This window comes from Paenibacillus xylanexedens, assembly GCF_007680605.1.
GTDB classification, from domain to species: Bacteria; Bacillota; Bacilli; order Paenibacillales; family Paenibacillaceae; genus Paenibacillus; species Paenibacillus xylanexedens_B.
Map to the genome: position 1 here is coordinate 196,979 of NZ_VEIO01000001.1, position 24,470 is coordinate 221,448.

Here is a 24,470-nt window from a genome sequence, read left to right on the forward strand (position 1 = left end):
TATAGAACGTACATATCAATGTCAATCTGAAATGACAGTTTCAATCTCCAGCTGCCCAAAGTTCTCGATCCATTCGGCAGGGCATCTTGAGTCCGTAATCACCATGGATATGTGATCGGCAGGTACAATTCTGGCAAACGTGGAGCGTCCAAACTTGGTATGATCGGCTACCAGAATGGCTTCTTCGGCTCGTTCGATCATTTTACGCGAGATCTGGGCTTCCTCCAGGACATAATCGGTGATTCCATCGGTGAAGGAAATACCTCCAGCCGAAATGAACGCTTTATTCACTTTGAACTGGTCAAGTATCTCATGTGCCCCAGGCCCAGTGGCGGCTTGAACAGCGGTGTTGATTTCGCCTCCGGCAAAAATGATTTTACCTTTAAAAGACTCCAGGGCAACAGTCAGGATCGGGACCGAATTCGTAATCACTGTTACGTGGGATCGATGCTGCAATTGACGCATAATTGCGAGTGTCGTTGTGCCATTGCCCAGCATGACGGTTTCTCCGTCTTCAATCAAGGAAGCTGCCGCGATTGCAATAGCCTGCTTTTCTTGAACTTGCAACTGTGAGCGCTTTTGGAAGGGTGCTTCAATCATACCCGAGCGGACACGTACAGCGCCCCCGTACACTTTACGCAACTCACCTTCTTTCTCCAGCCGATCCAGATCCCGCCGAATGGTTTCCGTGGATACCTGGAATAGCTGAGCCAACGTTTGTACCTGAACTTTGCCTTGTGTGGCAAGCTGGGCAAGGATCGTATGTTTTCGCTCCTCATATGTTAATGACATTCGAATTCCGCCTCCGTACGTTCTATAGATAGAAGTTTGTTCTTTATGTGGATTGTTGTTGTTTTTAATAGTTTAAGTTGGTGAAAACCACTTGTCAATTTCATTCGGCAGATGTAGATATTAAGACATCAAGGAAGTGTTGACAGAAAATAGATGTGGCGATATCATCATATAAAAACAACTTAAAACCACAAAAAACCACATTTTTAAGTGGAATCGAAAATGAGTTGTTCCGAGAGTAATTTCAACCACGAATCAGCTTAACATATAACCAATAGATCAAACTGCATGAATGAAATGATGCGTATAACTCGCTTTCCTTGCGTATTCATGTGGTATTCGGGAGGACAACACAGTGAAACGACAACTTGCTTTTCGTGAAAATGGAACCTTTACCATCGTACAATTTACCGATTTGCATTGGAAAGACGGGCGACCTGAAGATCTGCGAAGCCAGCGGATGATGCAATCGATCATCGAGCTGGAACAGCCGGATCTGGTTATTTTCACAGGCGATGTGATCTACACCGGGCCTGTCGATCCGGGGAATCAAGCATGTGAGCATCCGGAGCAGGCTTTTCGCGATGCTGTCTCGGCTGTGGAGACGTGTGGGATTCCGTGGGCTTTTGTGTTTGGTAATCACGATGCCGAGCAACGAATCACTCCGGCGGAGCTCATGCATGTTGTCCAGGAGCATGCGCATAGCGTGACGGAAGCGGGCCCGCGTGATATTGCAGGATTGGGCAATTACACGCTGGAAATTGCCGGAGCGGATGGACTTCCGGCAGCGGTGTTGTATCTGCTCGATTCCGGGAGTTATTCGGCCGTGGAATCGATCCCCGGTTATGGCTGGATTCAGCAGAGTCAGCTCCGGTGGCTGATGGGTGAATCCACACGCGTCAATCCCGGCCGCAGCCCGGGGGATAAGCTGCCAGCCTTGGCGTTTTTCCATATCCCGATTCCGGAATATCAACTGATGTGGGACAGTCGAATTTGCTATGGCAACAAATATGAACCTGTCTGCTGTGCGCAAGTCAATTCGGGTTTGTTCGCTACAATGCTGGAGATGGGGGATGTAATGGGTACGTTCTGCGGACACGATCATGTGAATGATTTTCACGGTCAGTATCAAGGGATACATCTTTGTTACGGGCGTTCGAGTGGCCACAGTACCTATGGAAGGCAAGGCATGTTGCGCGGAGGACGTGTCATTCAGATGCGTGAAGGCGAGCGGGAGTTTAATACCTGGCTTCGTTTGGAGGATGGATCGGTGGTGAAGGAACAGCCGGAGCATCAACCGGAGCAAGGAAAGTAGAGAGGAACGTATACAGCATGATTTTACCGTTAGTTCTGGTGCTTGCTTCGGGAATGGCACATGCCGTCTGGAGTATGTTTACGAAACGAAGTTTGAACAAAAGTGTTTTTCTATGGTCGATTATGATGATTCCCACCGTATTGTTGTTGCCTGTGCTGGTGGTAGAATTGTCCCGTGAGTCGTTACCCGTGTCAGCTTATGCACTGTTGATTGTTTCGATGGCACTGCAGGCATTATATTCCTGGCTGTTGTCTCAGACGTATGAGCTTGGCGATCTGTCTCAGATTTATCCGATTATGCGGGGCACGAGTACGTTGCTGGTGCCGTTGATCGGGGTTGCTTTTCTGGGAGAAAGGTTGTCGGGATTCGGGTGGTTAGGCATTGCCTGCATGATTGTTGGTTTCATCGTTCTTAGCGGTGTGGGAAGCAGGAAAGCACAAGCAGGCTCTGGAATGAAGGGGGCGAAGCCGGTTCTGATGGCCTTGTGTGTGGGGTTATGTACGACGAGTTATGTATTTGTGGACAAATTGAATCTGCAACATATTTCGCCCTTGGCGCTGCTTGAGGTTACGAATATCGGTTTTGTGGCTGGATTAACGCCAGCGCTGCTCGCTTCAGGGGGATTGCGTCAGGAGTGGAGGGTCAATCGTTCGACGATTTTGCTTGGGGCTTTGCTGAATCCGGGATCATATCTGCTCTTTCTATTTGCCCTGGAACAGGCTCCGATGGCCAGATTGGGCCCGCTTCGGGAAGTGGGTACGGTATTCGCGGCTTTTCTAGGGATATGGTTATTAAAAGAACAGCAGGGCATGAAACGTATTCTTTGTTCCATCGTTATTTTTGGCGGCATTCTCCTGATTGGTGTGTGGGGATAGGGTAGAAAGACATCGGTCAAAAGAAAGCACAAAATGACAGGCTTCTATACCCTTCTTCGTGTATCATGATAAGCAAGGAGTGATGCAGTACATGAAATGGATTGAGGCGATACAGAAGTCAATTCAATATATAGAAGAGCATTTACTGGAGCCTATGACGACGGATCAGATTGCAACGCACGCGCATATGTCGGCATTTCATTTTCAGCGCATCTTTGGACTAATGACCGACGTTACCGTGGCGGAGTACATCCGGCGCAGAAGATTAACACTGGCGGCCAATGAACTGTTGCAGGGAGATCCCAAAATTATGGACTTGGCCTTAAAGTACGGTTATGACACGCCTGAATCGTTCGCCAAAGCTTATCGCAGACAACATGGGATATCGCCAAGCGAAACCCGAAAGTCCGGTGCCTCAGTCCAGTCGTATAATCGACTCGTTATACAAGTCAGTTTACAAGGAGCAGAGCCAATGAAACATCATATTGTCGAACAAGAGGCATTTTCCATTGCAGGCATCAAACAACGGTTTTCGTATGTGGATGGGCAGCATTTGCAGGGGATTCCTAATATGTGGGAGGAAGCGTATCACAGCAGTGCAGAGGATCGGATAGCTGCATTGAATAACGGGGTTATCCCAGGTTTGCTAGGGGTGTGTGTGGATCAGGGCGAGATCGAGGACAAGCAGATGGAATACTGGATTGCAACAACGTATGAAGGAGAGCAACCGGAAGGGTTATCCACGTTAACGTTCCCTGCCAGCAAATGGGTGGTTTTCGAGGTGGAGGAACCGATGCCTCAAGGAATACAAAAGCTGTGGAAACGTATTGTAGGCGAATGGTTCCCTTCAAATGCATACGAACATGCCTGGTTGCCTGAACTGGAAGTCTATCGAGGAAAAGAGCATGCTCCTCAAATCTGGATACCGATTAAATCGAGTGTGTAGAAACCGTTACACATAATAGAATGATTAGAGTTATTAGAAATGATCACAAAATAAGTCACACATATGTATCACAAGGTTTCAAATCTTCACAACTCCGCTCAGGAATCGTGATTTTCAGGCGTGCATTCGTTTTGGATGTACATGAAAATGACAGCTTGAGGGGAGTTGTTTATTTTATTCCTAGGTTGGAAACATGTTATATTAAAAAACAGTAGTCTCATCTATCCCTAAGAACGACGGACAGCCAAGCGGGAATGAGGATATCAGATTCGAGTAGGTCAAGGAGGATTTGCTGTGCAATACGAAGAACGGCTTGTCCAAACGTTGCGACAACATGAGCAGATCATGCAGGATCTGCGGATTGTACGTTCGCTAGAGTTGCCCGATTGTTACATCGGTGCGGGTTATATTCGCAATTACATATGGGATACGCTTCATGGCTTTACCAGACGGGAGCTGCATAGCGATATTGACGTTGTTTATTTCAATGCTGCCGATCTTCGAGAGGAGCGGGATTACGAACTTGAGCAGGGGCTATGTACTGTAACAGGTAACACGAAGTGGTCGGTTAAAAATCAGGCCAGGATGCACCTGCGCAATGGGGATATGCCGTATCACTCGACTGAAGATGCACTGCGCTTCTGGCCTGAGCAAGTAACAGCCATCGGTGTACAATTGCATGCTGACGATCAAATCAGGATATGTGCCCCTTACGGGCTGGAGGATCTGTATGCGTTAGTGGTGCGCAAAAGCCCGGCGTTTATGGATGCGGCCTACTATAACGAACGTGTGTGCAAAAAGAATTGGCAACAGCACTGGCCCAAGCTAACCATTGTACGGGCATAATATAACGAGTGTGGATGTCAATGTATGGGAAGGAGTGTTGCTGTACTGATACAGAAATTTTTACGGGAGAAAGGATATATTTTGGATCTGATCCTGCTGGCGTGTGTGGTTTTCTTTCTGATCTTTTGGGGCTGGAACTTTGCCGTGAAATTTTTTTCTCTCCTCGCGGCAACCTTTATCATATTAAGACGGATTGATTACGAGAAACACATCTGGCTGAAACGTGTCCTGTTGGTCGTTTTCGGGATCGGTGCTGTTTCCTTTATCATTATTGAAGCTCTGGTATTTACCCAGCTTGGTTCAAAGGAAGAGGAGCGAGCGGACTATGTCATCATTCTCGGGTCGGGTATCAAGGGAACCGAATTGTCACTGACCTTGAAACAAAGGCTCGATGCCAGTCTGGATTATATTCGCAGTCACCCGCAGACGCCAGTCATTGTATCCGGGGGCCAGGGACCAGGGGAGTCCATTCCTGAAGCCCTTGCGATGAAAAATTATCTGGTGGATCAGGGCATTGCCCCCGCTCAGATCATCATGGAGGACCGCTCAACAAGTACGCAGGAAAATTTGGCTTTTTCTAAAAAAATAATTCTGGCTTCCGGGCTGGAACACCCCGAAATAATGATTGTCACAAGTGATTACCATATGTTCAGGTCGAAATATATTGCGGCCAAAAACGGCTATGCTGCAGAATACGGCATATCCGCTCCTTCACCAGGGTATTTAAAGCCGATTAATATGATTCGTGAATATTTTGGCACGGTGAAGGCATTCTTATAGCAGAACGAGAAACAGGACGAAGCGGAGTAAACGCTTCGTCCTGTTTTCTTTTTTTTATGGTGAACACTACATTAAACTTGAATGGACAAGACTCACTTATCTGCAGAATCGCTAGAAGCTCTAAGCTTAGTTGCTCTGGACTCGGCTGCTGGAGCGGTAGCTGCTCTTGCGTTGTCCGGTACAATTGCAGCTTCAGCGGTCTCATCCCTAGGGGAAGTTGCTCTGGATTCAGTCGCTGGCACGACTGCCTCTCTTGCGTTGTCCGGTACAATTGCGGCTTCAGCGGCCTCATCCCTAGGGGAAGTTGCTCTGGATTCAGTCGCTGGCACGACTGCCTCTCTTGCGTTGTCCGGTACAATTGCGGCTTCAGCGGCCTCATCCCTAGGGGAAGTTGCTCTGGATTCAGTCGCTGGCACGACTGCCTCTCTTGCGCTGTCCGGTACAATTGCGGCTTCAGGGTCCTCAGTCCGAGGTTTGACAGCCCGAGGTTCAGTCGATCGAGTGGAAGTCTCTCTGGCGTTGTCCGGTACAACTATAGCTTCAGTTGACCCTGGCTCCACTTTGGGCGTATAGCTCGATGCCCATACGGCGGTAGACGTACTTGCTACAGCAATTAAACAAACGGATGAGATTGTTATGATCCAATGTTTCTTTTTCATTTTTTTGACTTCAAACATCATCGTAAGTCTCCTTTTGAGTTGTTTTCCCTCCCCTGAAAGGGATGAGCAAAATTGCGCAGGCACGCTTCGCGATCCTGCCGTGACGTTTAAAATGGTTTCGCCATACCGCTTGCGATCTTCAATGGACATCTCCTGGACAACCTTTTCATCACAAGAAAACTCACTCCAGGTGTGAATCTCTCGGCGAAGGAGGTGAACGAGAGGATTGAACCAGTGCAAGGCGCTGATCGCCAGAGTGAGTGCCTTGACCCACAGATCTTTATGTTTAAGGTGAGCTAATTCATGGTGATAAACCAGACTCATATTCAAGTAAGCTGTACCCGCTAGAGGTAAATAAATCGTAGGTTTCGTTAAGCCGACCAGCACGGGACTTCGTAACATCGGACTATATGCCAGGTTGACATGCTGGGTAATACCTAGCTTTTCTTTCATGATAGGGAGCAGTAAGGCGGCCTCGCTATTTTCTTTTACATCTGACTGTGTCCGTTTCAACGCATGGATGAATCTGTAATAACAATAAATCTGCCAGCTCGAATAACCAAGAACGCCTACCCCCCAAGCACTGAGCAAAACGTAGGCCGCTGTAGAAGATATCGCCCATTCCGGGGTAAGCCCCCCTCCAAGCATGCCCTGCAAGAAGTCAGATTGTTCATGATTTGGGCTTGAAGCATGATGAAAAAGACTGGAGAACCCTGTCATTCCGAACGATAGGGGCAGTACATAAAAAACGAAAGCCATTTTATTCAGCCCGTAACGCCAGGAAGCGGGGAAAAGATGTACCGGTAGAAGGCGCAAGGCAAGAATGCAAGCGGCGGCAATGCTTCCAGCCACCGTCAACGTGATCAGCAGATCAATAAAAAGATTCATGCGTGCCACCTACTTTTCCGACAGCCATTGTTTTAGTTCGGCAATGTCTTTCTCTGAAAGCTTATCCCCGTCATACATGGCTGAGACCAGATTTTTAACAGAGCCTTGATAGAGGCCGTCGAGTACGGTTTTGGTTTTCTGAAGTTTGTAGTCTTCTGGCAGTAAAAGAGGCTCATAGTAGTTGGTTCGCCCCTGTCTCGTGACAGTGAGCGCCCCTTTATCCACCAGTCTGGATAGGAAAGTGGAAATGGTCTGTGCCTTCCACGCTTTTCCCTTTTCCTTAAACATGTCTAACAGTTCGGAAGAAGTGACCGGAGGAGTACAAGACCAGATTACCTCCATCAGTTCCAGCTCGGTTTCGGACCATTTTTGAGTTTGGTGCACCAAAGAAGCACTCCTTTACAACGTTATGCGTCCATAACGATAATTTTATTACTACACTACGTAGTATATATAAACTACTACAACATGTAGTACATAGTCAAGCACAGTGTGTGAGAACCTCGTTTCTTCCTCTGTTTTCAAGAAGATTCTGCTTCTATATCCCAAATTCAACGAAGAAAAGCATGTTATACTATAGGTCAACAATAGATGACCGAAACAGGAGTGAATGATCATTACAGCATATCAATTACCCGCTCTGAAGGAGCAGAACATGATTTCAACGAACGATTTACAAGACATTATTCGCATGCTCGCCCATGCGCCCTTACTGTATGACGAAGGTCAGCATATTCAGGTTCAGGATTACCTAGAAGGGCTTGAGGTAGGGCTAACGCATGATCATCGTCGTGCAGCGATTGAATTGTACGAACTGGGTGTCAAGGCTTGTCGCCAATTCAAGGATGTAATTGCCTATGAGCAGTTGCAGGATGTGCTTGGTCTGCAGGCTGAGTTGTGGCAGGAGGGTGTGCTTGCACTGCAGGACTGGATGAATTGGCTAAAAGAAATTGGCGAAGGGCGGAGAACTTTGCCTGAGTATGATTTTGCGTCCATTTTGGGTGAACTCCCCGAAGGGTATATGATTCATGATTTTCATGATGAACTACAGGTTCGACTAGAGCAGGATGCTTCGAATGTTTGGGCGAACGAAGAGCGAAGTCGGTTATACACAGCGATTGGTGTGAAAGAAGTAGTCTGAGGGGAAGGTACGATTGGAAGTGGAACTTTTTAAACGTCGATGGGCGTCTCTGCGCACGGAAATGGAATCCATATCAAACGAAACGGTCTGCTACGTTGTTTAGTCTGATATGAATGCACTGCATAGATGGCATGATCCATCTGCTGAAATGAGGGGATACCGTGAAAAAGGTTGTACTTGCTGGTGGGACGGGATTTGTCGGACAGGATTTCGCACCCCGGTTTAAAAAGCTGGGATACGATGTGCGGGTGGTCTCACGCCAGTCTGGACACATCTCTTGGGAAGATCGTACAGCCATCATTGAAGCGCTTGAAGGCGCGGATATGCTGATTAATCTGGCTGGCAAATCGGTGAATTGCCGTTATACAGACGAGAATCGTAAAATGATTATGGATTCCAGAACAGAAACCACACACATTCTCGGTGAAGCAGTATTATCATGTGTACACCCGCCTGGATTGTGGATTAACTCCAGTACGGCAACCATCTATAGACATGCGGAAGATCGTCCAATGACGGAACAAGATGGAGAGATCGGTTCGGGTTTCTCCGTGGAGGTTGCTAAGGCTTGGGAGCAGGCGTTTTTCGGATTCAAGTTGCCATCTACACGTCAAATTGCACTACGCATTGCGATTGTGCTTGGGGAAGGCGGGGTGATGGAACCACTGACGAATCTGGTTCGATTTGGCCTGGGTGGAGCCCAGGGAGCAGGTACCCAAAAATTTAGCTGGATCCATATAGAGGATCTGTTCCGCATGGTGATGTTTGTACACGAGCATCCGGAGCTGGAAGGGGTCTACAATGCTTCATCTCCTCGTCCAGTGACCAATAGCGAACTGATGGCAAGTCTCAGAAAGCAGATGAATGTTCGCATTGGCCTGCCATCTCCGCGCTGGGTGCTTGAACTTGGAGCTATATTTATCCGCACGGAAACGGAACTGGTGCTCAAGAGCCGCTGGGTTATTCCCGACAGAATCGAAAAGGCAGGTTTTACGTTTAATTATGCTTCGCTGGATACGGCACTTGCTGATCTCTTCAAGCCTAAAAATGGGTAGCAGGTAGTAGACAGCAGACATAGGTGCCCCCATTTTCAGACTGTGAAAAACATGTGCAGGAATCATTAATATGTGATGGGAGGGCAGAGCAATCTGCCCTTCCGTCTATTTCGATGATATTTAGGCTCGGATGGATCGTCAGGCTACTTCAAATATTCTTTTTCATTTTCACTATTATTCAGTTGCAGGTATATTCGTTTAATGGGTAATATCACGAAATTTACATAACACGCATCAAAGAGAAGAGGGTGGGCATATGCAGCTTAGAAGAGTAAGAATCGCGGGTACAGGGAAATACCTGCCTCAGATGAAGGTAACGGATGAAGAGTTGGATGAACGATTAAATGTTTCCGCAGGCTGGGTCAGCAAAGCGACAGGCGTCGGCTACCGTTATTATGCTTCGGACGAGGAGACTTCTTCCTATATGGGTGCCAGAGCGGCAGAAGCAGCTCTGGCCGATGCGGGGCTGTCTTTTGGCGAGATCGATTGTTTGGTATGCACGAGCGGTACGAAAGAACAGCCGTTGCCAAGCACAGCCGTCTTTATCCAGCAGGCCATGGGACAGGAAGAGTCAGGTGTACCTGCTTTTGATATGGATGCGACCTGTTTAAGTTTCCTGAATGGACTCGATGTCATCTCTTATATGGTAGACGCTGGACGTTACCGGCGTGTATTGCTCGTAGCCACCGAGATTGCTTCAGCGGGATTAAACTGGAAAGATCCTGAAAGTGCTGCCTTGTTTGGTGATGGCGCGGCGGCAGTTATCATTGAGCGGGCATCAGAGGAATCCGGGTCACAGATCGTTCATGCATCGCTGCGAACCTATAGCCGCGGGGCACGGTTTTCGGAGATTGCAGGCGGAGGCACACGGCATCATGCGGCTGAGTATGATGTGGCGTATCCAGATCCTTTCCTCTTTCATATGGATGGACAGGCGATTTTTCGCATGGCGTCCAAGCTGTTACCCGGGTTTATGGATGAGATGCTTCAAGCCTCCGGTAATCAAATGGATGATTTCTCTCTCGTCATTCCTCATCAGGGCAGTGCAATGGCGATGCGCCTGATTCGCAAGAAGCTTGGGATTCCGGCAGAACGGTTCATGGATATTACACGAGGTCATGGTAATACGATTGCGGCCTCCATTCCGATGGGACTGCATGAGGCAATTCGCCAGCAACGAATAGAGCGTGGTGATCGGGTATTGATGATCGGAACGGCGGCTGGGCTGTCTTTAGGAGGATTGATCTTTGATTACTAGATTTGCACAACGTGACCAACGTGTACTCCAAGGACAAGCGGGTCATGCATACAGGGTACTTCTTACCGGAGGAAGGGCCCCGGTTACGCTTGATTTGGCGCGTATGTTGCAGCGGTCAGGTCACCTTGTATTTATTGCGGAGAGTATGGAACATCATCTGTGCAGAACATCTAGCGCGGTGGAGCAATGCGTACTTGTTCCATCGCCGCGTCACCATACGGAGAAGTACCTGTCGGCACTGGAACATTGGGTTAGGATATGGCAGATCGATGTGCTGATTCCGATGTGCGAAGAAGTGTTTTATGTGGCTAGTGGGGCTGAACGCTTAAGGCAGCGTTGTCGTGTTCTTGTTTCCGGTCTGGAGCAACTACACGTTCTGCATCATAAGTATGATTTTAATATGCTTGCCAAGTCTATGGGGCTTCCGGTTCCGGATACACATCTGATTCAAACTCCACAGGAGTGGCTGGAGAGGCAGCAGGTTTTAAAGGGAGAGTGGGTCTGGAAACCGGTCTATTCCCGTTTTGCTGCCAGAGTACGTATGCCGAAACTCGGGTACCACGATCCACCAGCCGAAGACACGTTATCTCCTGCCTCACCTTGGGTTGCGCAGCGGTACATTCATGGACGGGGACTGTGCACCTACAGTGTAGTGCATGAAGGCCATTTGATCGCGCATGCCGCCTACGACAGCCGATATCGTACGGGAAGCGTAGGCGCGAGTGTTTTTTTTGAACAGGTGCAACATGAGGGCACACACGCGTGGGTAGAACACTTTGTACGCGCGACGGGTTTCAGCGGACAGATTGGATTTGATTTTATCGAAGACGTGACAGGTGAGGTGTATGCTATTGAGTGTAACCCGAGGGCAACCAGTGGCATTCATCTGTTTCACCCTGGTAATGGATTAGTGAGTGCATTGCTTGAACCTGAAGTGGTGCTAGACGAAGGAAATGAAGTGACACCGCAGTCAGGTGATGATAAGGCGATGTTAGCACTGCCCATGCTGGGGAGTGGTATCCGGCAGATTCAAGGTAGCAGCGGTAGCCTGCGAGCATGGAGAGCGGCTTGGCGGGGTGCCAGGGATGTCGTGTATATGCGGCAGGATCGGCGGCCTTTTTTCGAACAATTTGCGGTCGTACTTGCAGCCTGGCGTCTTGCACGTTCACAGCAGATTACGCTGACGGAAGCATTGACTCATGACATAGAATGGAACGGTGAACAACGATGAAGAGAGCATTAGTGACCGGGGCTACAGGGTGTCTGGGTAGACATCTGGCGATAAGGCTTGCGGCAGAAGGCTGGGAAGTGACAGGCACGGGACGACAGCAAAAGATAGGTAGCCTGCTTGAAGCGGCTGGAATTCGCTTTATCAGGGGAGATATTCGGGATGTTCAGGTTGTAGATGCAGCATGTGCAAATCAGGATGTCGTGTTCCACTGTGCGGCCTTATCCTCACCATGGGGGAGATATCAGGATTTCTACAGCAGTAATGTGCAGGGAACGCAGAATCTGATTGATCGTTCTGTACGCCATCAGGTGCAACGGTTCGTGCATGTTTCCACGCCGAGCGTTTATTTTAACTACATACCGCGTTATGAAGTTCATGAACATGACCCGTTGCCAGCTAAACCGGCTAATCATTATGCGGCTACCAAACGTATTGCCGAAAACCTTGTGATGGAGGCACATCGTAACGGATTGCCATCAATTATGATTCGTCCGCGTGCCATTTTTGGCCCGTATGACCAAACGCTTTTCCCGCGGATTGTTGCAGCGAATGCCAAACGGGGAGTACCGATGATTGAAGGTGGACAGGCTCTGATTGATCTGACGTGCGTAAATAATGTGGTGGATGCGCTGTTATTGTGCAGTGATGCTTCTGGTGATGCACTTGGGAGGGTCTACAATATTTCGAACGCAGACCCGAGACCGTTTGCAGATCTGGTCGGGACTCTTTTTGACAGGTTAGATATGCCGCTGCGGCGTTTGAATATTCCATATAAAATGGCCTATGGGGTGGCCAGTGTGCTGGAAGGTGTGCATCGATTCATCCCTGCTCTGGGAGAGCCGTTACTGACCAGATACACTGTTGGATCTTTGGGTGTGCCGCAAACGTTGGACATTAGCGATGCTAAGGTGAAGCTAGGATATTTCCCGCGGGTTTCCATTGAAGAAGGTTTGCAACAATTTGCAGATTGGTGGAGGAGTGAAGGATGTTAACAACGAAGCCGGTAAAATTATATTTAGGCGCAGCGGGTTACTGTACTCATCCAGAGTTCCTTACGCTACGGGGAGGAAGCTTCCGGCCTGTTCGTTTCCCGGCAGGGTTCGCTTGCATTCTTCATCCCGATCATGGCCCTATACTACTGGACACCGGGTACAGTTCCCGTTTTTTTGAAGAAACCGCTCGACTTCCGAATGCATTGTATCGTCATATCACGCCCGTTGTATTCCGGGAAGAAGACAGTGCCGTTCATTTTCTGAAGCAGATCGGGCTGGTGCCGTCAGATGTCCGTTATGTTATTCTTTCGCATTTTCACGGGGATCACATTGCAGGTGCCAAGGACTTCCCGGAGGCTCGGTTTATTTATTTGCCCAGAGCCTATGATGCGGTTCGCTCTCTTGGTTCGATTGCGGCGGTGAAGGCTGGTTTTCTGGCTGGGCTGCTACCTGACGACTTTATCCAGCGGTCACTGCCCGTGAACGACCCTGCCAAGCGATGGGCGGACATGAGGGAGACTGCAGGGATTGAAGTCCCATCAGGGTTTCCTTGGGAAGAGGTATACGATCTTTTTGGAGATGGTAGCCTGCTTGGCGTGGAAGTATCGGGTCATGCGGAAGGGATGATGGGTTTATTGCTTCGGACAGAACAACATGATTATTTTTTATGTGCCGATGCAGTATGGTCGAGCCGGGCTTTCCGAGAACAGCGCAGACCTCATGCACTGGCAGGCATCATCATGTCAGATCGGCAGGAGTACCGTCAGAACTTTGACAAGCTGGTTCAATTGCATCAACAGTTCCCTGCGCTTCGTATCGTGCCGAGTCATTGCCAAGAGGCGCTGAGCGCATGGGGCACAGGAGGAACGGAACGATGAGCAACCCTGTTCGTATTGTTACTCATTATGCACTTGCACGTGGCTTACGCAGATGGCGTACCAGGGCACAGCTGGAACAGTGGCAGGAACGCCGAATCATTCGGCATGTGGAACGGATTCGGGCGCAGTCTCCATTTTATCAAAAGTGGTGGGAAGGACTGAACGCAACCGGGTGGAGACAGTTCCCGCAGATCGATAAAACGGTGATGATGCAGTATTTCGACACGCTGAACACGGTAGGTGTTACGAAGGAAGAGGCGCTAATCCTTGCTGGCGAAAGTGAGGATACCCGTAATTTCAAGCAGTCTTCCATTCAAGGCGTCACGGTAGGGCTATCATCCGGCACATCGGGAAACCGGGGCATTTTTCTGGTAAGTGATCGGGAGCAGGATGCGTGGACGGGCACCGTGCTGGCCAAACTTCTTCCGGGCGGGCTGTGGAAACCCGCGAAAATCGCGTTCTTCCTGCGGGCGAATAGCAATCTGTACGAATCGGTCAAGCGTGGCAAGCTGCAATTCCAATATTTTGACCTGCTGGAGCGTGTGGATGTCCTGATTGAACGTATGAAAGAATACCAACCTACGGTGTGGGTGGCTCCTCCTTCCATGCTTCGTATACTGGCTGATGCTTATCAGCAAGGACGTCTAACACATGTGCCTCAGAAAATCATTTCCGTAGCCGAGGTACTCGATCCTCTGGATCGTCAGGTGCTGGAGCATATCTTCGGCCAGACGGTTCATCAGGTGTACCAGTGTACAGAGGGATTCTTGGGAGCGACGTGCGAGCACGGAACGATACATCTGAATGAAGACATTGTGCATATTGAAAAAGAATACATTGATCTTGCCACCCGGCGGTTCGTACCTGTGATCACGGACTTTTCCCGAACGTCGCAGCCGATTATCCGGTATCGGCTGAATGATATTTTAACCGAGGCGGCAGCGCCGTGCGCCTGTGGTTCGTTGTTTACTGCCATTGAGCGGATTGAAGGCCGCTGTGATGATACGCTTTATTTTTCGCATATCGATGAGGAGAAGGCTGTTTCGGTTTTTCCGGATTTTATCAGTCGCGCGGTCATTGCGGCTTCGCCAGCCATTCAGCATTATCGCGTGGTGCAACGTGGCAGTGGAACACTGGAGGTGTCGATGCGGGTCAGCGAAGAAGCCGATCAGGAGCGGATACAAGCCGCTGTGTTGCAAGAGTTGGGGAAATTGGCAGGGCGACTGCAATGTGTGCTGCCTGACGTTCAATTTGTGCCGTATACGTTTGAAGCAGGGGTAACGAAGCTGCGGCGGGTGGAGAGACGGTTGGATTAGTTGAGGTTCAACGCAGAGTCTACATGTACTATATAAGTTGAACTATTCTTTTACACGTTAACGAAGAGGACAGAAAAAACCTGGAAAAGCGAAGCGTTCGCCTTTATCACCGGATTTTCCCTTTTGGAGAAGGGAATTAAAAAAATCTGGGGATAACAGCGATTGGAAGGTTATTCTGTCATCGGAGTGGACTGTGTAAAATCTTTAGTTCAACTTATATAGTTGAAAATGAATCGAACGATCATGAAAGTAGGTGATAAAGTGACCGTGTGGACTTATAAAATAGGAGAGGATTCGCCAAACCCTGTGGATGGCAAGGTTACATCAGGAGCGGAAAAATCAACGGAATTATTTCAATCAGCTCATGCAAATGTAACCAAATCAGGCCAGCCGGGGGATCAACCTCCTGTAGCTCTCATTACAGGTACCTCCAGCGGATTTGGGATGCTGACTGCCATCACTCTTGCCAAGCAAGGCTATCGTGTTATGGCTACAATGCGTGATCTAAGTCGCAAGGGAGAACTTGCGAATCGTGCCGAGGAAGCAGGAGTAACCGGGCGAATTCATTATGTACAGCTTGATGTGACAGATTCGGAATCTGTGCAAACCGCTGTGGATGCGGTGCTTCAGCAATATGGACAAATCCATGTGCTGGTGAATAATGCTGGTTTTGCTGTAGGAGGATTTATTGAGGAAGTGTCGATGGAGGACTGGCGGCGCCAGATGGAAACGAACCTGTTCGGACTTATCGCGGTGACCCGAGCGGTTCTGCCTGTTATGCGTGAACAAAAACGCGGACTGATTATTAATCTTTCGAGTGTAAGCGGCCTATCCGGTTTTCCGGGATATGCCCCATACGCTGCCTCGAAATTTGCCGTGGAGGGATTCACAGAAAGTCTGCGCCATGAGATGTCTTCATTTGGAATACGGGTCGTATTGGTAGAGCCCGGAGCCTATCGCACGCCTATTTGGAACAAAGGTCTTGGCGAAATTCACCGGAATGAGGATTCGGCTTATAAACATAAGCTGGATGCAGTTCTGCGTTATTCGAAACATGCCAGCGAGACTGCTCCTGACCCGCAAGAGGTCGCTGATCTGATCGGACGTATCGCACGCATGCGTTCACCAAGGTTGCGCTATGCATTAGGCAAAGGTTCTCGGATTCTTATTATTGCAAAGGCGTTGTTGCCGTGGAAATGGCTGGAGTGGCTAATTGCCCGTGGTCTTCAATAGTTAAGAGTAGGTAACTATATGATCATACTTGTGGCAGAATCATCATCTTTTCCAAGTGGAAATGGAGGTCTGAACTAATGTTTGAAGTGATTGTCGTTGCGTTGCTCATGATCATTACAGGACTACTCCTGCATATCAACAGCAAACTCCCGGCCCGTGACCGGGTTCAGGAAGCGATGCAGCGTGACCGTGATCGGCGCGACAGTTAGAACCAGAGCCGAGATTGGTAGGCGAAACCGAACAGATAAACTGAAATAAGATCCTTCAGAGGAGGAAAATGATTTATATTGTGAAGACCTGATATTTCTTGACATGCAGGGAGTGAATGAGGGATGAGTTCAGATGTTTTCAAAGAGAGGTATGAGCTGCGTAATATTCAACGGGACGAATCGGATCTGTATTGGCCACTAAGGCTTGAAGCGCTGAAGACGCATCCCGAAGCCTTTGGCGCTTCATACGAGTTGTCCAGTCAGTTGCCCGTTAGTGAGGTGAAAGAGCGAATACATAATGAGCCTGATGATTACATTCTTGGTGCGTTCACCCCTGAGGGGATGCTGGCGGGCATGATGGGTTTCAAAAGAGAATATGGTCTAAAGCTCAGGCACAAAGGATTCATCTGGGGTGTCTATGTATCACCTGCTCATCGGGGGAATGGACTGGCTTCCCAGTTGTTATCCGAGGTTCTGGAACGGGGGAAACATCTGGAGAATATGAAGCAGATTAATCTAAGTGTAGTGACTACAAATGTTTCAGCGAAGCGGTTGTATGAGCGGTATGGGTTTGAAACCTACGGCATCGAACGCAATGCGCTGGAGGTGAACGGCCAAGGATATGATGAAGCGCACATGACGTATTTTTACAATAAAAGAGTAGATGAAAACATCTAAATTCAAAAGCAAGAGGAGGGGGCCTGTGATCGATCAGGTTGTTCATGAGATCGACGGTGTAACATTTATGTTAAAAGAAAAGCATGCCTTCGATGGGTTAACTCCGTTGGCAGTTTGATTTATGATTTTGCGGCGGACGAGATTCACATCTGTGAGACATTACATGAGATTGCCCTGCGCGCGGTAAATCCGGATCGTTCTCAGCGGTACCCTTCCGTGGCGGAATTAGGCTTGGCATGGAAAGAGGCTAATGCGCAATAATGTAATCGTAGATTCGTAACCGTGTATAAAAACCCGTATAATGGAAAATGACAAGGAGGCTTGATGAAGGTGTGTCGATATGCGATGTCTGGACCTTATAAGGAAGTATATGCATGCTTTAACTGCCGTAAGTCTTACAAACAAGTATCGCCGTATGATTTAAGCAAGGAAACCGCAGCACGACTTGAACATAAATGTCCGCAATGTGCGGAGATTATGGTGAATATGGGGCATGATTTTCAAGCACCCAAGCAAACGGATATCAAACAGTGGAAAAAAGTCATAACCCTATATCAGCATGGCATTACCTATCATAATTGTGGATGCGGAGCCGGATATCGTCCAGCTGAGCTGCGAGAAGTTCCCGGGTTTCTGGAGCAGCAGGCTGCTGGCCGGAGAAGTGAAGGAGAAAAGTTGCTTCATCGTTGGATCAAATAGGAGAGCAGAGCGCATGATTCGTACTTTCATACAAAAAGACTTGCAATATGTCATAGAAGCGCATATCCGTATTGATCCGGACGAGTATAATTATGATGACAGCTTTGCGGCATGTATTAATGAGGCGGTGAAGCAAGGACAGAATTTGCGTCAGGAGATAGAGCGATGAAAACAGAGCCTGTCTATGCTGAGAATACTATTGTTGGCGTTTGGTTTCAGGGCGTGTGGCGCTGGTACGTCACCGAACGGGAGTATTGGTTTTTAAATATAGAGATGGAAGAACGGTTTGGTATCGATGTATTGAATGAAGAGACGGCGGCCGTGTTCTTACAAGCAATCCGGGAGGAGCAGGTAAGTGCGGCTGAACTGAGGAGTGCGCTTCATCATTTTCGGGAATCCCGTCCTGCAGGCGATGAATGGCTTAAATATGTGCCGTCCTTTCTTGTCGATTTCGATAAGCGGCTATTTTTCTCGATGTTCCCGGAGCCTGCCTCCTTTGAGCATTACATGCCGGATGGCTGGATCGGGAGTTACAAGGAGTTCTTGGAGAGGGTGCCAGAGAAGGAACGATACTGGATTGTACCAGGAAAGTCTTTATTCGAAGATAACCTTCTATAGTGGGGGGCTGTAATGAAACGTAAGTGGCTTATGACGAGCTTACTCTTCTTATGCACAGCGTTAGCCTTATCTGCATGTACAGTTACAGCGGATAAGCCTTCCGCAGCAGAAACGATTAAACAAAGTTTGAATACGATGGTCAACGAGCCTGTTCTGGCTTCCAGCAGTAACCCGAATGATTATATTGCAGGCCATCGGGACGTGTATAAAGCTATTCTACAAACGGGATCAGAAGGTCTGAATTTCTTGTTAAATCAGCTGGAATCCAGCGACGACAATGGTTTGAAAGAGTGGATCATGGCTCTGGCCAGTGCTGAACTGTTGGGAGAAGACAACCCGGTGCAAGACTGGGACAGTGGTAAGGACTGGCTGAGGCAATATAACATGATCGCAGCAGATCATTCCGATTAAGATAATAACCTTCACCTCCAGTCAGCATGAGCAGTAAAATTACGGTTCCTAGAACCGAAAGAATACGTTATAGAGGTGACATCTTTGACGAAAAAGATTGCTTTTTTTGATTCAGGCATCGGTGGATTAACGGTACTGCATACCGCTTTGCAACAGTTTCCGGAAGAATCCTATATATATTATGCAGATACATTACATGTCCCTTATGGAACCAAGCCGGCGGACGAGGTTCGTCGTTATATTTTTGCTTGCGTGGAGGCGATTATACGGGAACAAGTAGATGCAATCGTGATTGCGTGTAACACGGCAACCAGCTTGGCGGTGAATGATCTGCGTTCCATGTATGACATCCCTATTATCGGCATGGAACCGGCGGTCAAACCAGCCGTCGAGATGAATAGGGAAAACGGCAAGCGCGTGCTGGTATTTGCTACGGCTTTGACACTGAGTCAAACGAAGTATAACGAATTGGTCTCTCGCGTGGATGATGAGCATCGGGTCGATTCCCTTGCGCTGCCTGAACTGGTGGAATGGTGTGAGCAACTGGAGTTTGATCCGGTCAAAATAACAGCATACTTCCGCTCCAAGTTAGCAGGCCTGGACCTGGAACAATACGGTACGGTGGTGATGGGCTGTACGCATTACCCGTTCTATACAGCTATGCTGCGCAAGGTGCTACCAGATCATATCCGGATTGTTGATGGTAGCGCAGGTACGGTAAGTCATTTGAGTCAAAGACTTGAACTTGGTGCACAGCAGCAAGCTGGGAATACGGAGCAGGTGCAGGCAGGGACTGTGTCCTTTTTCAGTTCATCGGGTCGAACGGAAGATCATAATAAGATGCGTGTAGCGCTTCAATATCTAAGTGACAATGTACTGTAGACTAGACTATGGGAGGTGTCCGTAATGGAGTCGATTTACCTGATACGCCACGCCAAAGCCGAAGGGCAGGAGCCATACGCAAGTCTGACGGATGAGGGATGCAGGCAGGCTGAAAAATTGGCAGATGTATTGTCTGCTCAAGGAATCTCTTATATCGTATCCAGTCCATGGAAAAGAGCCGTACAGACTGCAATGCCTTTGGGTGTAGCGATAGAGCGCCACATTCATACCGATGAGCGCTTGCAGGAAAGAGTGCTGAGTACAAGGGATCTGCCAGACTGGATGGACGTGCTGAAACGTACATATGAAGATGAAGATTGGGCTGCGGAGGGCGGAGAATCTTCCAGAGTTGCAACTGCCAGAGCCTTGGCGCTGCTGAAGGAATGTTGGCGCAGACCGGAGCGTCATGGAGCGGTTGTTACGCATGGCAATCTGTTGTCCTTAATCATTCGTTATTACGAACCGTCTTTTGGTTATGCGGAGTGGGCCAAGCTTTCCAATCCTGATGTATATGTTCTAAAACGGGAGCAGGAGTCTACAGATGATGAAGACAATGAGGAGGGGAAGCAACCTGTCATTTCCAGACTGTGTCTGGATTGAATACAACAGGAGCATCCCAGCATCACATGTTCATTCAGCCAGGACACTCCATATTTTTGTTGCGCGTTTTTTTGTTAAAGAGCTGCGAACAGCAATGTAATCCAGCCGGCAAGGAAGGCTACACCACCGATGGGTGTGACGGCTCCCCACTTGCGAACACCTGTGACACTCAGTGTATAGAGGCTTCCAGAGAACAGGATAATCCCGGCAAACAAGAGCCATCCGGAGGTCATGACAAGAGACGGGGAGCTTAGCCTGTCTGCGAACAGTCCAAGCAGGATGATGCCGAGTCCGTGAGCAATATGATACTGGACACCGGTCTCATAGATTTTGATCATATCGGCGGATAACTTGCGTTTGAGCGCATGTGCCCCGAAGGCACCGAGTGCAACGGCCAGAAACATCATAATGCTGCCGAGAACCACGAGGGTTTGCATGTCATTTTCTCTCCTTTAAATAGGGTAATAATGCGAATCTAACGGGTAATAAGCAACACAAGCAGAATATCTATCATGGCGAAAGAAGTGGCCTTGGTGTTAGGTTACAACTTGCGCAATTGAATCTGCTGAATGGAGTGATCGGCTTCTTTTTTCAAGATTAACCGCGCACGTCCTTTGGTTGGTAAAATGTTTTCATGCAGATTTTTCGCGTTAATGTCCTGCCAGATCTGATTGGCTGTCTCAATGGTTTCCTCTTCGTTAATATTGGCGAACCGCTGATGGAAGAAGGAATCCTTGTTCTGAAAAGCGGTCTGACGGAGCAACTTGAAACGTTCGACGTACCAGTGACGAATATGTTCTTCCTCTGCATCAATGTATATGGAGAAGTCAAAAAAATCACTTACAAGTAATGGCGTCTCCCGTTTCACTTGTAATACGTTGATGCCTTCAATGATCAGAATATCCGGCTGGCAGATCGTTTTCTCTTCACCCTGAATTACGTCGTAGGCCAGATGTGAGTAGACCGGTGCTTGTACCTCAGGTTTGCCTGATTTCACATCGCCCATGAATTTAATGAGTGATTTGATATCATAACTTTCAGGAAAACCTTTGCGGTTCATAATTCCTTTTTCTTGCAACACCGCATTGGGATATAAAAAGCCGTCCGTGGTAACCAGATCGACCTTGGGGTTGTTTTTGCCTCTGGCAAGTAATGCCTGGAGCAAGCGGGCTGCTGTGCTTTTGCCCACGGCAACACTGCCCCCGATCCCGATAATATAGGGGGTGTGAAGTGTTTCTTTTTTCATAAAAGAGGCCGTTAGGCGATCAAGCTCTCTCGATGCTCTTGCATATAGGTCGATGAAGTGAGTTAGGGGTAAATAAACATCCTCAACTTCCTGAATGGATACTTCTTCGTTCAAGCCCTTTAACTGTTCCAGTTCAGCTTCCGTCAGTGGAAGGGTGGTCTGATGTTCTTTAAGTCCAGCCCATTCTTTGCGGTTAAACTCGATGTAAGGTGAGTATGAATTCATGAGATCCCGCTTTCTGTATGTAATGTAATCGAAGACACAATCATTAGTGTACCAAATTTCAGCGAACTGACAACACCTTTACATGCTCTGTTCAATACGTAATGTCGTAAACACAGGCATAAGGTAGCGTAATTGCAGGCTGGAAGGCGGCTTATAAGAAAGTGTAACCCAAATTATGTTAAAGTCAATGTAAATGTAAACGTAAACCATGCGGAAGGGTGACAGCAAATGATCGTATATGAGAGAGAGCATGATTTTGTTTTGACCGCACAGCATGAGCATGGAATTGTCGCTGGAGATATGGCTGCACATTGGAAGACGGAGTGGCTTCCCCAAGGCTCGCATCGCGATGACCTGATTCTCGCGGCGAAGGAGCATGACCGGGGCTGGATTGACCTGGATGCTGCTCCTTTATGGAACGATTATAGTCAAATTCCGTACTCCTTTCGTGATTTCCCGCTGAGACCGCGTTTTGTGTTTTATCGCAAGGGGATCGAAGAAGTAAGGCAGCAAAATCCTTATGCGGGTTTACTATGTAGTCTGATGTATACAGAGTTGTTTCAAAAAACACTCGGGGCAAATTCTGAGGATGATGATGACATCAGGCAGTATTTGCAAGAAGAGCAGCTACAGCAGGAGAGTTGGAAGAAAGAACTGGAGGTTAATGCCTCTGAACTAGAACAGCGGCTGAAAAACGATGTAGAGATCATGTTGTTCTGTGACCAGCTTAGTCTTTTTTTATGTATGGAAGAGCCAGGTACACCTACGGCACGTTATGATTTTTTTGCTGAAGGGCTCGGCTGTGGCTTTGACGCCTGTCCAAGTTCCAACATTCAAGTCGAGTGGGTATCAGGTGAGAAGGTAGCGTTATCCTTTTTTCCCTTCGATAGTGAGTTTGAAGTGAACATGTCTTATAAAGTGATACCCAAGGCCAGCATTCGCAAATTTGGAATGTTACAGGCATATCGCCGGGCAGATTGGAAGAAACGCCGAATATGGATCACAGCTCTATCCTAAGCTAAGCGTACTCCTGATTTAAGGAAAAAACCACATATTTACGTGATTAAAAGGCGGGCATCTGATATTACGGGCGTCCGTCTTTGGTATGGAAAAAAGTCTAGCAGGAATTAACGCAAGATTTCCAGAAATGTAGTGAAACGTGAGAAAAGCGCATCTTGGGAGGCTGAACATGAATTATCAGGTTGAGATTTATACGATGAGTATGGTGTGGAACCCGGTTAGCGATCAGGTTTTGCTGATGAACCGGCCGAATCATAAAGGGTTCCCGGGGTATATTGCTCCTGGCGGAAAAGTGGAGTTCCCCGAAAGTATTGTGGACGGAGCTATCCGTGAAGTTCGTGAGGAGACAGGGCTTTTGGCGAAGCAAATTACGTACAAAGGGCTGGATGAGTTCTGTGATCCTGAGCAAGGGTTAAGATACATGGTGTTTAATTATCTGGTAACTTCATATGAAGGCGAACTTCTTACCGACCCGCCGGAGGGAGAGTTAGTATGGGTATCCTTGAAGCAGGCATTGGAATTGCCGATGCAAGATTGGTTTGCAGAGCGGTTCCCGCGTTTTTTTAACTCAGGTACATTTGAACGAAGCGTGGTCTGGGAGAAGTCGAGTGGACAAACCTTGCAAGAGACGTTCAGGACATATAGGGACTAGAATGTGACCATGCGAGAAGAGAACACGGATATAGAATACAGAAGGAATGAGGATGAGGGCCATGGGATATGGGGAAACGCTGAGAGCGTACATAGAAGCAACGAATACGCATCAGTTTGACGAAGTGAGCAAGCTGCTTGCGCCGAATGCAATCTATTGGTTTACAGGTACTTCTTGTACAACCCTGGATGAGATCCGGGCCTACTTCGAAAATGCTTGGGAAACGGTGAAAGAAGAGGTATATCGTGCAGAGAATGTGGATTGGATTGCAGTAGATGAGCGACAGGCGGTATGCACTTATTCCTATCACTGGGAAGGATACGTTCGTGGGAATCATGTTTCAGGACAAGGGAGAGCTACAAATGTATTTGTAAAAGATAATGAGGGAGCATGGAAATTGATTCATGAGCATTTGAGCCTGAGTGAATAGGAACAATCACATCGTATCCATATCTATATATTTAGTTCCAGATATTATGATATAATGAAGTTTGCTTTGTTTTGGAGGTGCAGGTGATGGGAGTTGTATTTCGGGATACGCTGGCGGGAATTAACTGTGACCAATTAAGTGGAGGGTTCTTTGACGGTTGGCCGAACCCGCCATCAACTTCAACGTTTCTCAAATTGTTAGAGCAGTCGTATGCGATTGAACTAGCTGTCGATGAGCAGACAGGCAATGTGGTAGGTTTCATCCAAGCCATTTCGGATGGCGTACTTAGTGCGTACATTCCTTTGTTGGAAGTGTTGCCGAAGTATAAGGGGCAAGGAATTGGCACTACACTTGTCAAGCGCATGTTTCAGCGTCTGGAGGGATTATACATGATTGATCTTTTGTGTGATCCAGAAATCCAAACATACTATGAAAAACAAGGAATGCAGAGGTCAACAGGCATGGCTATTCGTCATTATTCCAATCAAGCAGGACACATAGACAACAAACAGAACGACTAACATAGATTTCAGGACAGCAGAAACAGTAGCAACATCAGGTGATTCAGAGGGACCGACCTTAGAACTTCATAATG

The 24,470-nt window shown here is 48.0% G+C and carries 31 protein-coding genes; 26 read left to right on the plus strand and 5 right to left on the minus strand.

Going from position 1 to position 24,470, the window contains the following annotated elements:
* Positions 1 to 21 precede the first annotated feature (21 nt).
* On the minus strand, positions 22 to 792 hold the full coding sequence (locus FS818_RS01095) for a DeoR/GlpR family DNA-binding transcription regulator (protein WP_145328842.1): 771 nt from the start codon (positions 790 to 792) through the stop codon (positions 22 to 24).
* A 355-nt stretch (positions 793 to 1,147) separates the two neighbouring features.
* On the opposite strand from FS818_RS01095, the gene FS818_RS01100 reads away from it, so the two are divergent.
* The 5 genes from FS818_RS01100 to FS818_RS01120 all read left to right on the plus strand — a co-directional run bounded on the left by FS818_RS01100 (position 1,148) and on the right by FS818_RS01120 (position 5,554).
* Positions 1,148 to 2,107 carry a metallophosphoesterase family protein gene (locus tag FS818_RS01100; RefSeq protein WP_145328844.1) on the plus strand — a complete coding sequence of 320 codons (960 nt, stop codon included), beginning with the start codon at positions 1,148 to 1,150 and terminating at the stop codon, positions 2,105 to 2,107.
* 17 nt (positions 2,108 to 2,124) lie between these two features.
* Entirely contained in the window at positions 2,125 to 2,982 is an 858-nt protein-coding gene (locus FS818_RS01105; RefSeq protein WP_145328846.1) for an EamA family transporter, read from the plus strand.
* A 91-nt stretch (positions 2,983 to 3,073) separates the two neighbouring features.
* The gene (locus tag FS818_RS01110) at positions 3,074 to 3,928 is read left to right on the plus strand and encodes an AraC family transcriptional regulator (protein WP_145328848.1); all 855 of its coding nucleotides are present in this window, start codon (positions 3,074 to 3,076) and stop codon (positions 3,926 to 3,928) included.
* 294 nt (positions 3,929 to 4,222) lie between these two features.
* Positions 4,223 to 4,774 carry a nucleotidyltransferase family protein gene (locus FS818_RS01115; protein ID WP_260984469.1) on the plus strand — a complete coding sequence of 184 codons (552 nt, stop codon included), beginning with the start codon at positions 4,223 to 4,225 and terminating at the stop codon, positions 4,772 to 4,774.
* 24 nt (positions 4,775 to 4,798) lie between these two features.
* Positions 4,799 to 5,554: a YdcF family protein gene (locus tag FS818_RS01120; protein ID WP_260984470.1), complete on the plus strand. Its 756-nt coding sequence runs from the start codon at positions 4,799 to 4,801 to the stop codon at positions 5,552 to 5,554.
* 92 nt (positions 5,555 to 5,646) lie between these two features.
* Here the strand turns inward: FS818_RS01120 and FS818_RS01125 are convergent, their stop codons facing one another.
* Both FS818_RS01125 and FS818_RS01130 read right to left on the minus strand, forming a co-directional pair.
* A complete protein-coding gene (locus FS818_RS01125; RefSeq protein ID WP_145328850.1) occupies positions 5,647 to 7,101 on the minus strand; it encodes a M56 family metallopeptidase in 1,455 nt (484 codons plus the stop codon).
* Positions 7,102 to 7,110: 9 nt separating this feature from the next.
* Positions 7,111 to 7,485: a BlaI/MecI/CopY family transcriptional regulator gene (locus FS818_RS01130; protein WP_145328852.1), complete on the minus strand. Its 375-nt coding sequence runs from the start codon at positions 7,483 to 7,485 to the stop codon at positions 7,111 to 7,113.
* A 226-nt stretch (positions 7,486 to 7,711) separates the two neighbouring features.
* Between FS818_RS01130 and FS818_RS01135 the strand changes: the two genes are divergently transcribed.
* From FS818_RS01135 to FS818_RS01200, 17 genes are all read left to right on the plus strand, one after another.
* Positions 7,712 to 8,242, plus strand: a complete 531-nt coding sequence (locus FS818_RS01135; RefSeq protein WP_145412304.1) for a hypothetical protein — start codon at positions 7,712 to 7,714, stop codon at positions 8,240 to 8,242.
* Between the two features lie 161 nt (positions 8,243 to 8,403).
* Positions 8,404 to 9,297 carry a TIGR01777 family oxidoreductase gene (locus FS818_RS01140; RefSeq protein WP_145328856.1) on the plus strand — a complete coding sequence of 298 codons (894 nt, stop codon included), beginning with the start codon at positions 8,404 to 8,406 and terminating at the stop codon, positions 9,295 to 9,297.
* A gap of 256 nt (positions 9,298 to 9,553) precedes the next feature.
* Complete coding sequence (locus FS818_RS01145) at positions 9,554 to 10,555, plus strand: beta-ketoacyl-ACP synthase III (protein ID WP_145328858.1); 1,002 nt, start codon at positions 9,554 to 9,556, stop codon at positions 10,553 to 10,555.
* The gene (locus tag FS818_RS01150) at positions 10,545 to 11,786 is read left to right on the plus strand and encodes an ATP-grasp domain-containing protein (RefSeq protein WP_260989763.1); all 1,242 of its coding nucleotides are present in this window, start codon (positions 10,545 to 10,547) and stop codon (positions 11,784 to 11,786) included. The genes FS818_RS01145 and FS818_RS01150 overlap by 11 nt, the downstream gene beginning before the upstream one ends.
* Positions 11,783 to 12,778 carry an NAD-dependent epimerase/dehydratase family protein gene (locus FS818_RS01155; RefSeq protein ID WP_145328860.1) on the plus strand — a complete coding sequence of 332 codons (996 nt, stop codon included), beginning with the start codon at positions 11,783 to 11,785 and terminating at the stop codon, positions 12,776 to 12,778. The genes FS818_RS01150 and FS818_RS01155 overlap by 4 nt, the downstream gene beginning before the upstream one ends.
* Positions 12,772 to 13,656: an MBL fold metallo-hydrolase gene (locus tag FS818_RS01160; RefSeq protein WP_145328862.1), complete on the plus strand. Its 885-nt coding sequence runs from the start codon at positions 12,772 to 12,774 to the stop codon at positions 13,654 to 13,656. Before FS818_RS01155 ends, FS818_RS01160 begins: the two co-directional genes overlap by 7 nt.
* Positions 13,653 to 14,972, plus strand: a complete 1,320-nt coding sequence (locus FS818_RS01165) for a F390 synthetase-related protein (RefSeq protein WP_145328864.1) — start codon at positions 13,653 to 13,655, stop codon at positions 14,970 to 14,972. Before FS818_RS01160 ends, FS818_RS01165 begins: the two co-directional genes overlap by 4 nt.
* A gap of 228 nt (positions 14,973 to 15,200) precedes the next feature.
* Positions 15,201 to 16,205: an SDR family oxidoreductase gene (locus FS818_RS01170; RefSeq protein WP_260989764.1), complete on the plus strand. Its 1,005-nt coding sequence runs from the start codon at positions 15,201 to 15,203 to the stop codon at positions 16,203 to 16,205.
* 77 nt (positions 16,206 to 16,282) lie between these two features.
* A complete protein-coding gene (locus tag FS818_RS29150) occupies positions 16,283 to 16,414 on the plus strand; it encodes a hypothetical protein (RefSeq protein ID WP_260984473.1) in 132 nt (43 codons plus the stop codon).
* A 123-nt stretch (positions 16,415 to 16,537) separates the two neighbouring features.
* Complete coding sequence (locus FS818_RS01175) at positions 16,538 to 17,092, plus strand: GNAT family N-acetyltransferase (RefSeq protein ID WP_145328866.1); 555 nt, start codon at positions 16,538 to 16,540, stop codon at positions 17,090 to 17,092.
* A 114-nt stretch (positions 17,093 to 17,206) separates the two neighbouring features.
* Positions 17,207 to 17,353 (plus strand): hypothetical protein, encoded by a 147-nt coding sequence (locus FS818_RS28650; RefSeq protein WP_186375389.1) that lies wholly within the window; start codon positions 17,207 to 17,209, stop codon positions 17,351 to 17,353.
* A gap of 69 nt (positions 17,354 to 17,422) precedes the next feature.
* Complete coding sequence (locus tag FS818_RS01180; RefSeq protein ID WP_145332709.1) at positions 17,423 to 17,791, plus strand: hypothetical protein; 369 nt, start codon at positions 17,423 to 17,425, stop codon at positions 17,789 to 17,791.
* 13 nt (positions 17,792 to 17,804) lie between these two features.
* On the plus strand, positions 17,805 to 17,960 hold the full coding sequence (locus FS818_RS28655) for a hypothetical protein (RefSeq protein WP_186375390.1): 156 nt from the start codon (positions 17,805 to 17,807) through the stop codon (positions 17,958 to 17,960).
* Positions 17,957 to 18,409, plus strand: coding sequence for a hypothetical protein (locus FS818_RS01185; protein WP_145328868.1), 453 nt, complete (start codon positions 17,957 to 17,959; stop codon positions 18,407 to 18,409). The genes FS818_RS28655 and FS818_RS01185 overlap by 4 nt, the downstream gene beginning before the upstream one ends.
* Before the next feature lie 12 nt (positions 18,410 to 18,421).
* Positions 18,422 to 18,820 carry a hypothetical protein gene (locus FS818_RS01190; protein WP_145328870.1) on the plus strand — a complete coding sequence of 133 codons (399 nt, stop codon included), beginning with the start codon at positions 18,422 to 18,424 and terminating at the stop codon, positions 18,818 to 18,820.
* 84 nt (positions 18,821 to 18,904) lie between these two features.
* The gene (gene murI / locus FS818_RS01195; protein WP_145328871.1) at positions 18,905 to 19,702 is read left to right on the plus strand and encodes a glutamate racemase; all 798 of its coding nucleotides are present in this window, start codon (positions 18,905 to 18,907) and stop codon (positions 19,700 to 19,702) included.
* A gap of 24 nt (positions 19,703 to 19,726) precedes the next feature.
* Positions 19,727 to 20,302 (plus strand): histidine phosphatase family protein, encoded by a 576-nt coding sequence (locus FS818_RS01200; protein ID WP_145328873.1) that lies wholly within the window; start codon positions 19,727 to 19,729, stop codon positions 20,300 to 20,302.
* Positions 20,303 to 20,376: 74 nt separating this feature from the next.
* On the opposite strand, the gene FS818_RS01205 is transcribed toward FS818_RS01200, so the two are convergent.
* Both FS818_RS01205 and coaA read right to left on the minus strand, forming a co-directional pair.
* Complete coding sequence (locus FS818_RS01205; RefSeq protein WP_145328875.1) at positions 20,377 to 20,739, minus strand: DUF423 domain-containing protein; 363 nt, start codon at positions 20,737 to 20,739, stop codon at positions 20,377 to 20,379.
* A gap of 104 nt (positions 20,740 to 20,843) precedes the next feature.
* On the minus strand, positions 20,844 to 21,773 hold the full coding sequence (gene coaA / locus FS818_RS01210; protein WP_145328877.1) for a type I pantothenate kinase: 930 nt from the start codon (positions 21,771 to 21,773) through the stop codon (positions 20,844 to 20,846).
* Between the two features lie 228 nt (positions 21,774 to 22,001).
* Between coaA and FS818_RS01215 the strand changes: the two genes are divergently transcribed.
* From FS818_RS01215 to FS818_RS01230, 4 genes are all read left to right on the plus strand, one after another.
* Positions 22,002 to 22,790: a DUF3891 family protein gene (locus FS818_RS01215; protein ID WP_145328879.1), complete on the plus strand. Its 789-nt coding sequence runs from the start codon at positions 22,002 to 22,004 to the stop codon at positions 22,788 to 22,790.
* A 172-nt stretch (positions 22,791 to 22,962) separates the two neighbouring features.
* The gene (locus FS818_RS01220) at positions 22,963 to 23,445 is read left to right on the plus strand and encodes an 8-oxo-dGTP diphosphatase (protein ID WP_145328881.1); all 483 of its coding nucleotides are present in this window, start codon (positions 22,963 to 22,965) and stop codon (positions 23,443 to 23,445) included.
* A gap of 61 nt (positions 23,446 to 23,506) precedes the next feature.
* Positions 23,507 to 23,875 (plus strand): YybH family protein, encoded by a 369-nt coding sequence (locus tag FS818_RS01225; protein WP_145332710.1) that lies wholly within the window; start codon positions 23,507 to 23,509, stop codon positions 23,873 to 23,875.
* A gap of 86 nt (positions 23,876 to 23,961) precedes the next feature.
* The gene (locus FS818_RS01230) at positions 23,962 to 24,396 is read left to right on the plus strand and encodes a GNAT family N-acetyltransferase (RefSeq protein ID WP_145328883.1); all 435 of its coding nucleotides are present in this window, start codon (positions 23,962 to 23,964) and stop codon (positions 24,394 to 24,396) included.
* Positions 24,397 to 24,470 lie beyond the last annotated feature (74 nt).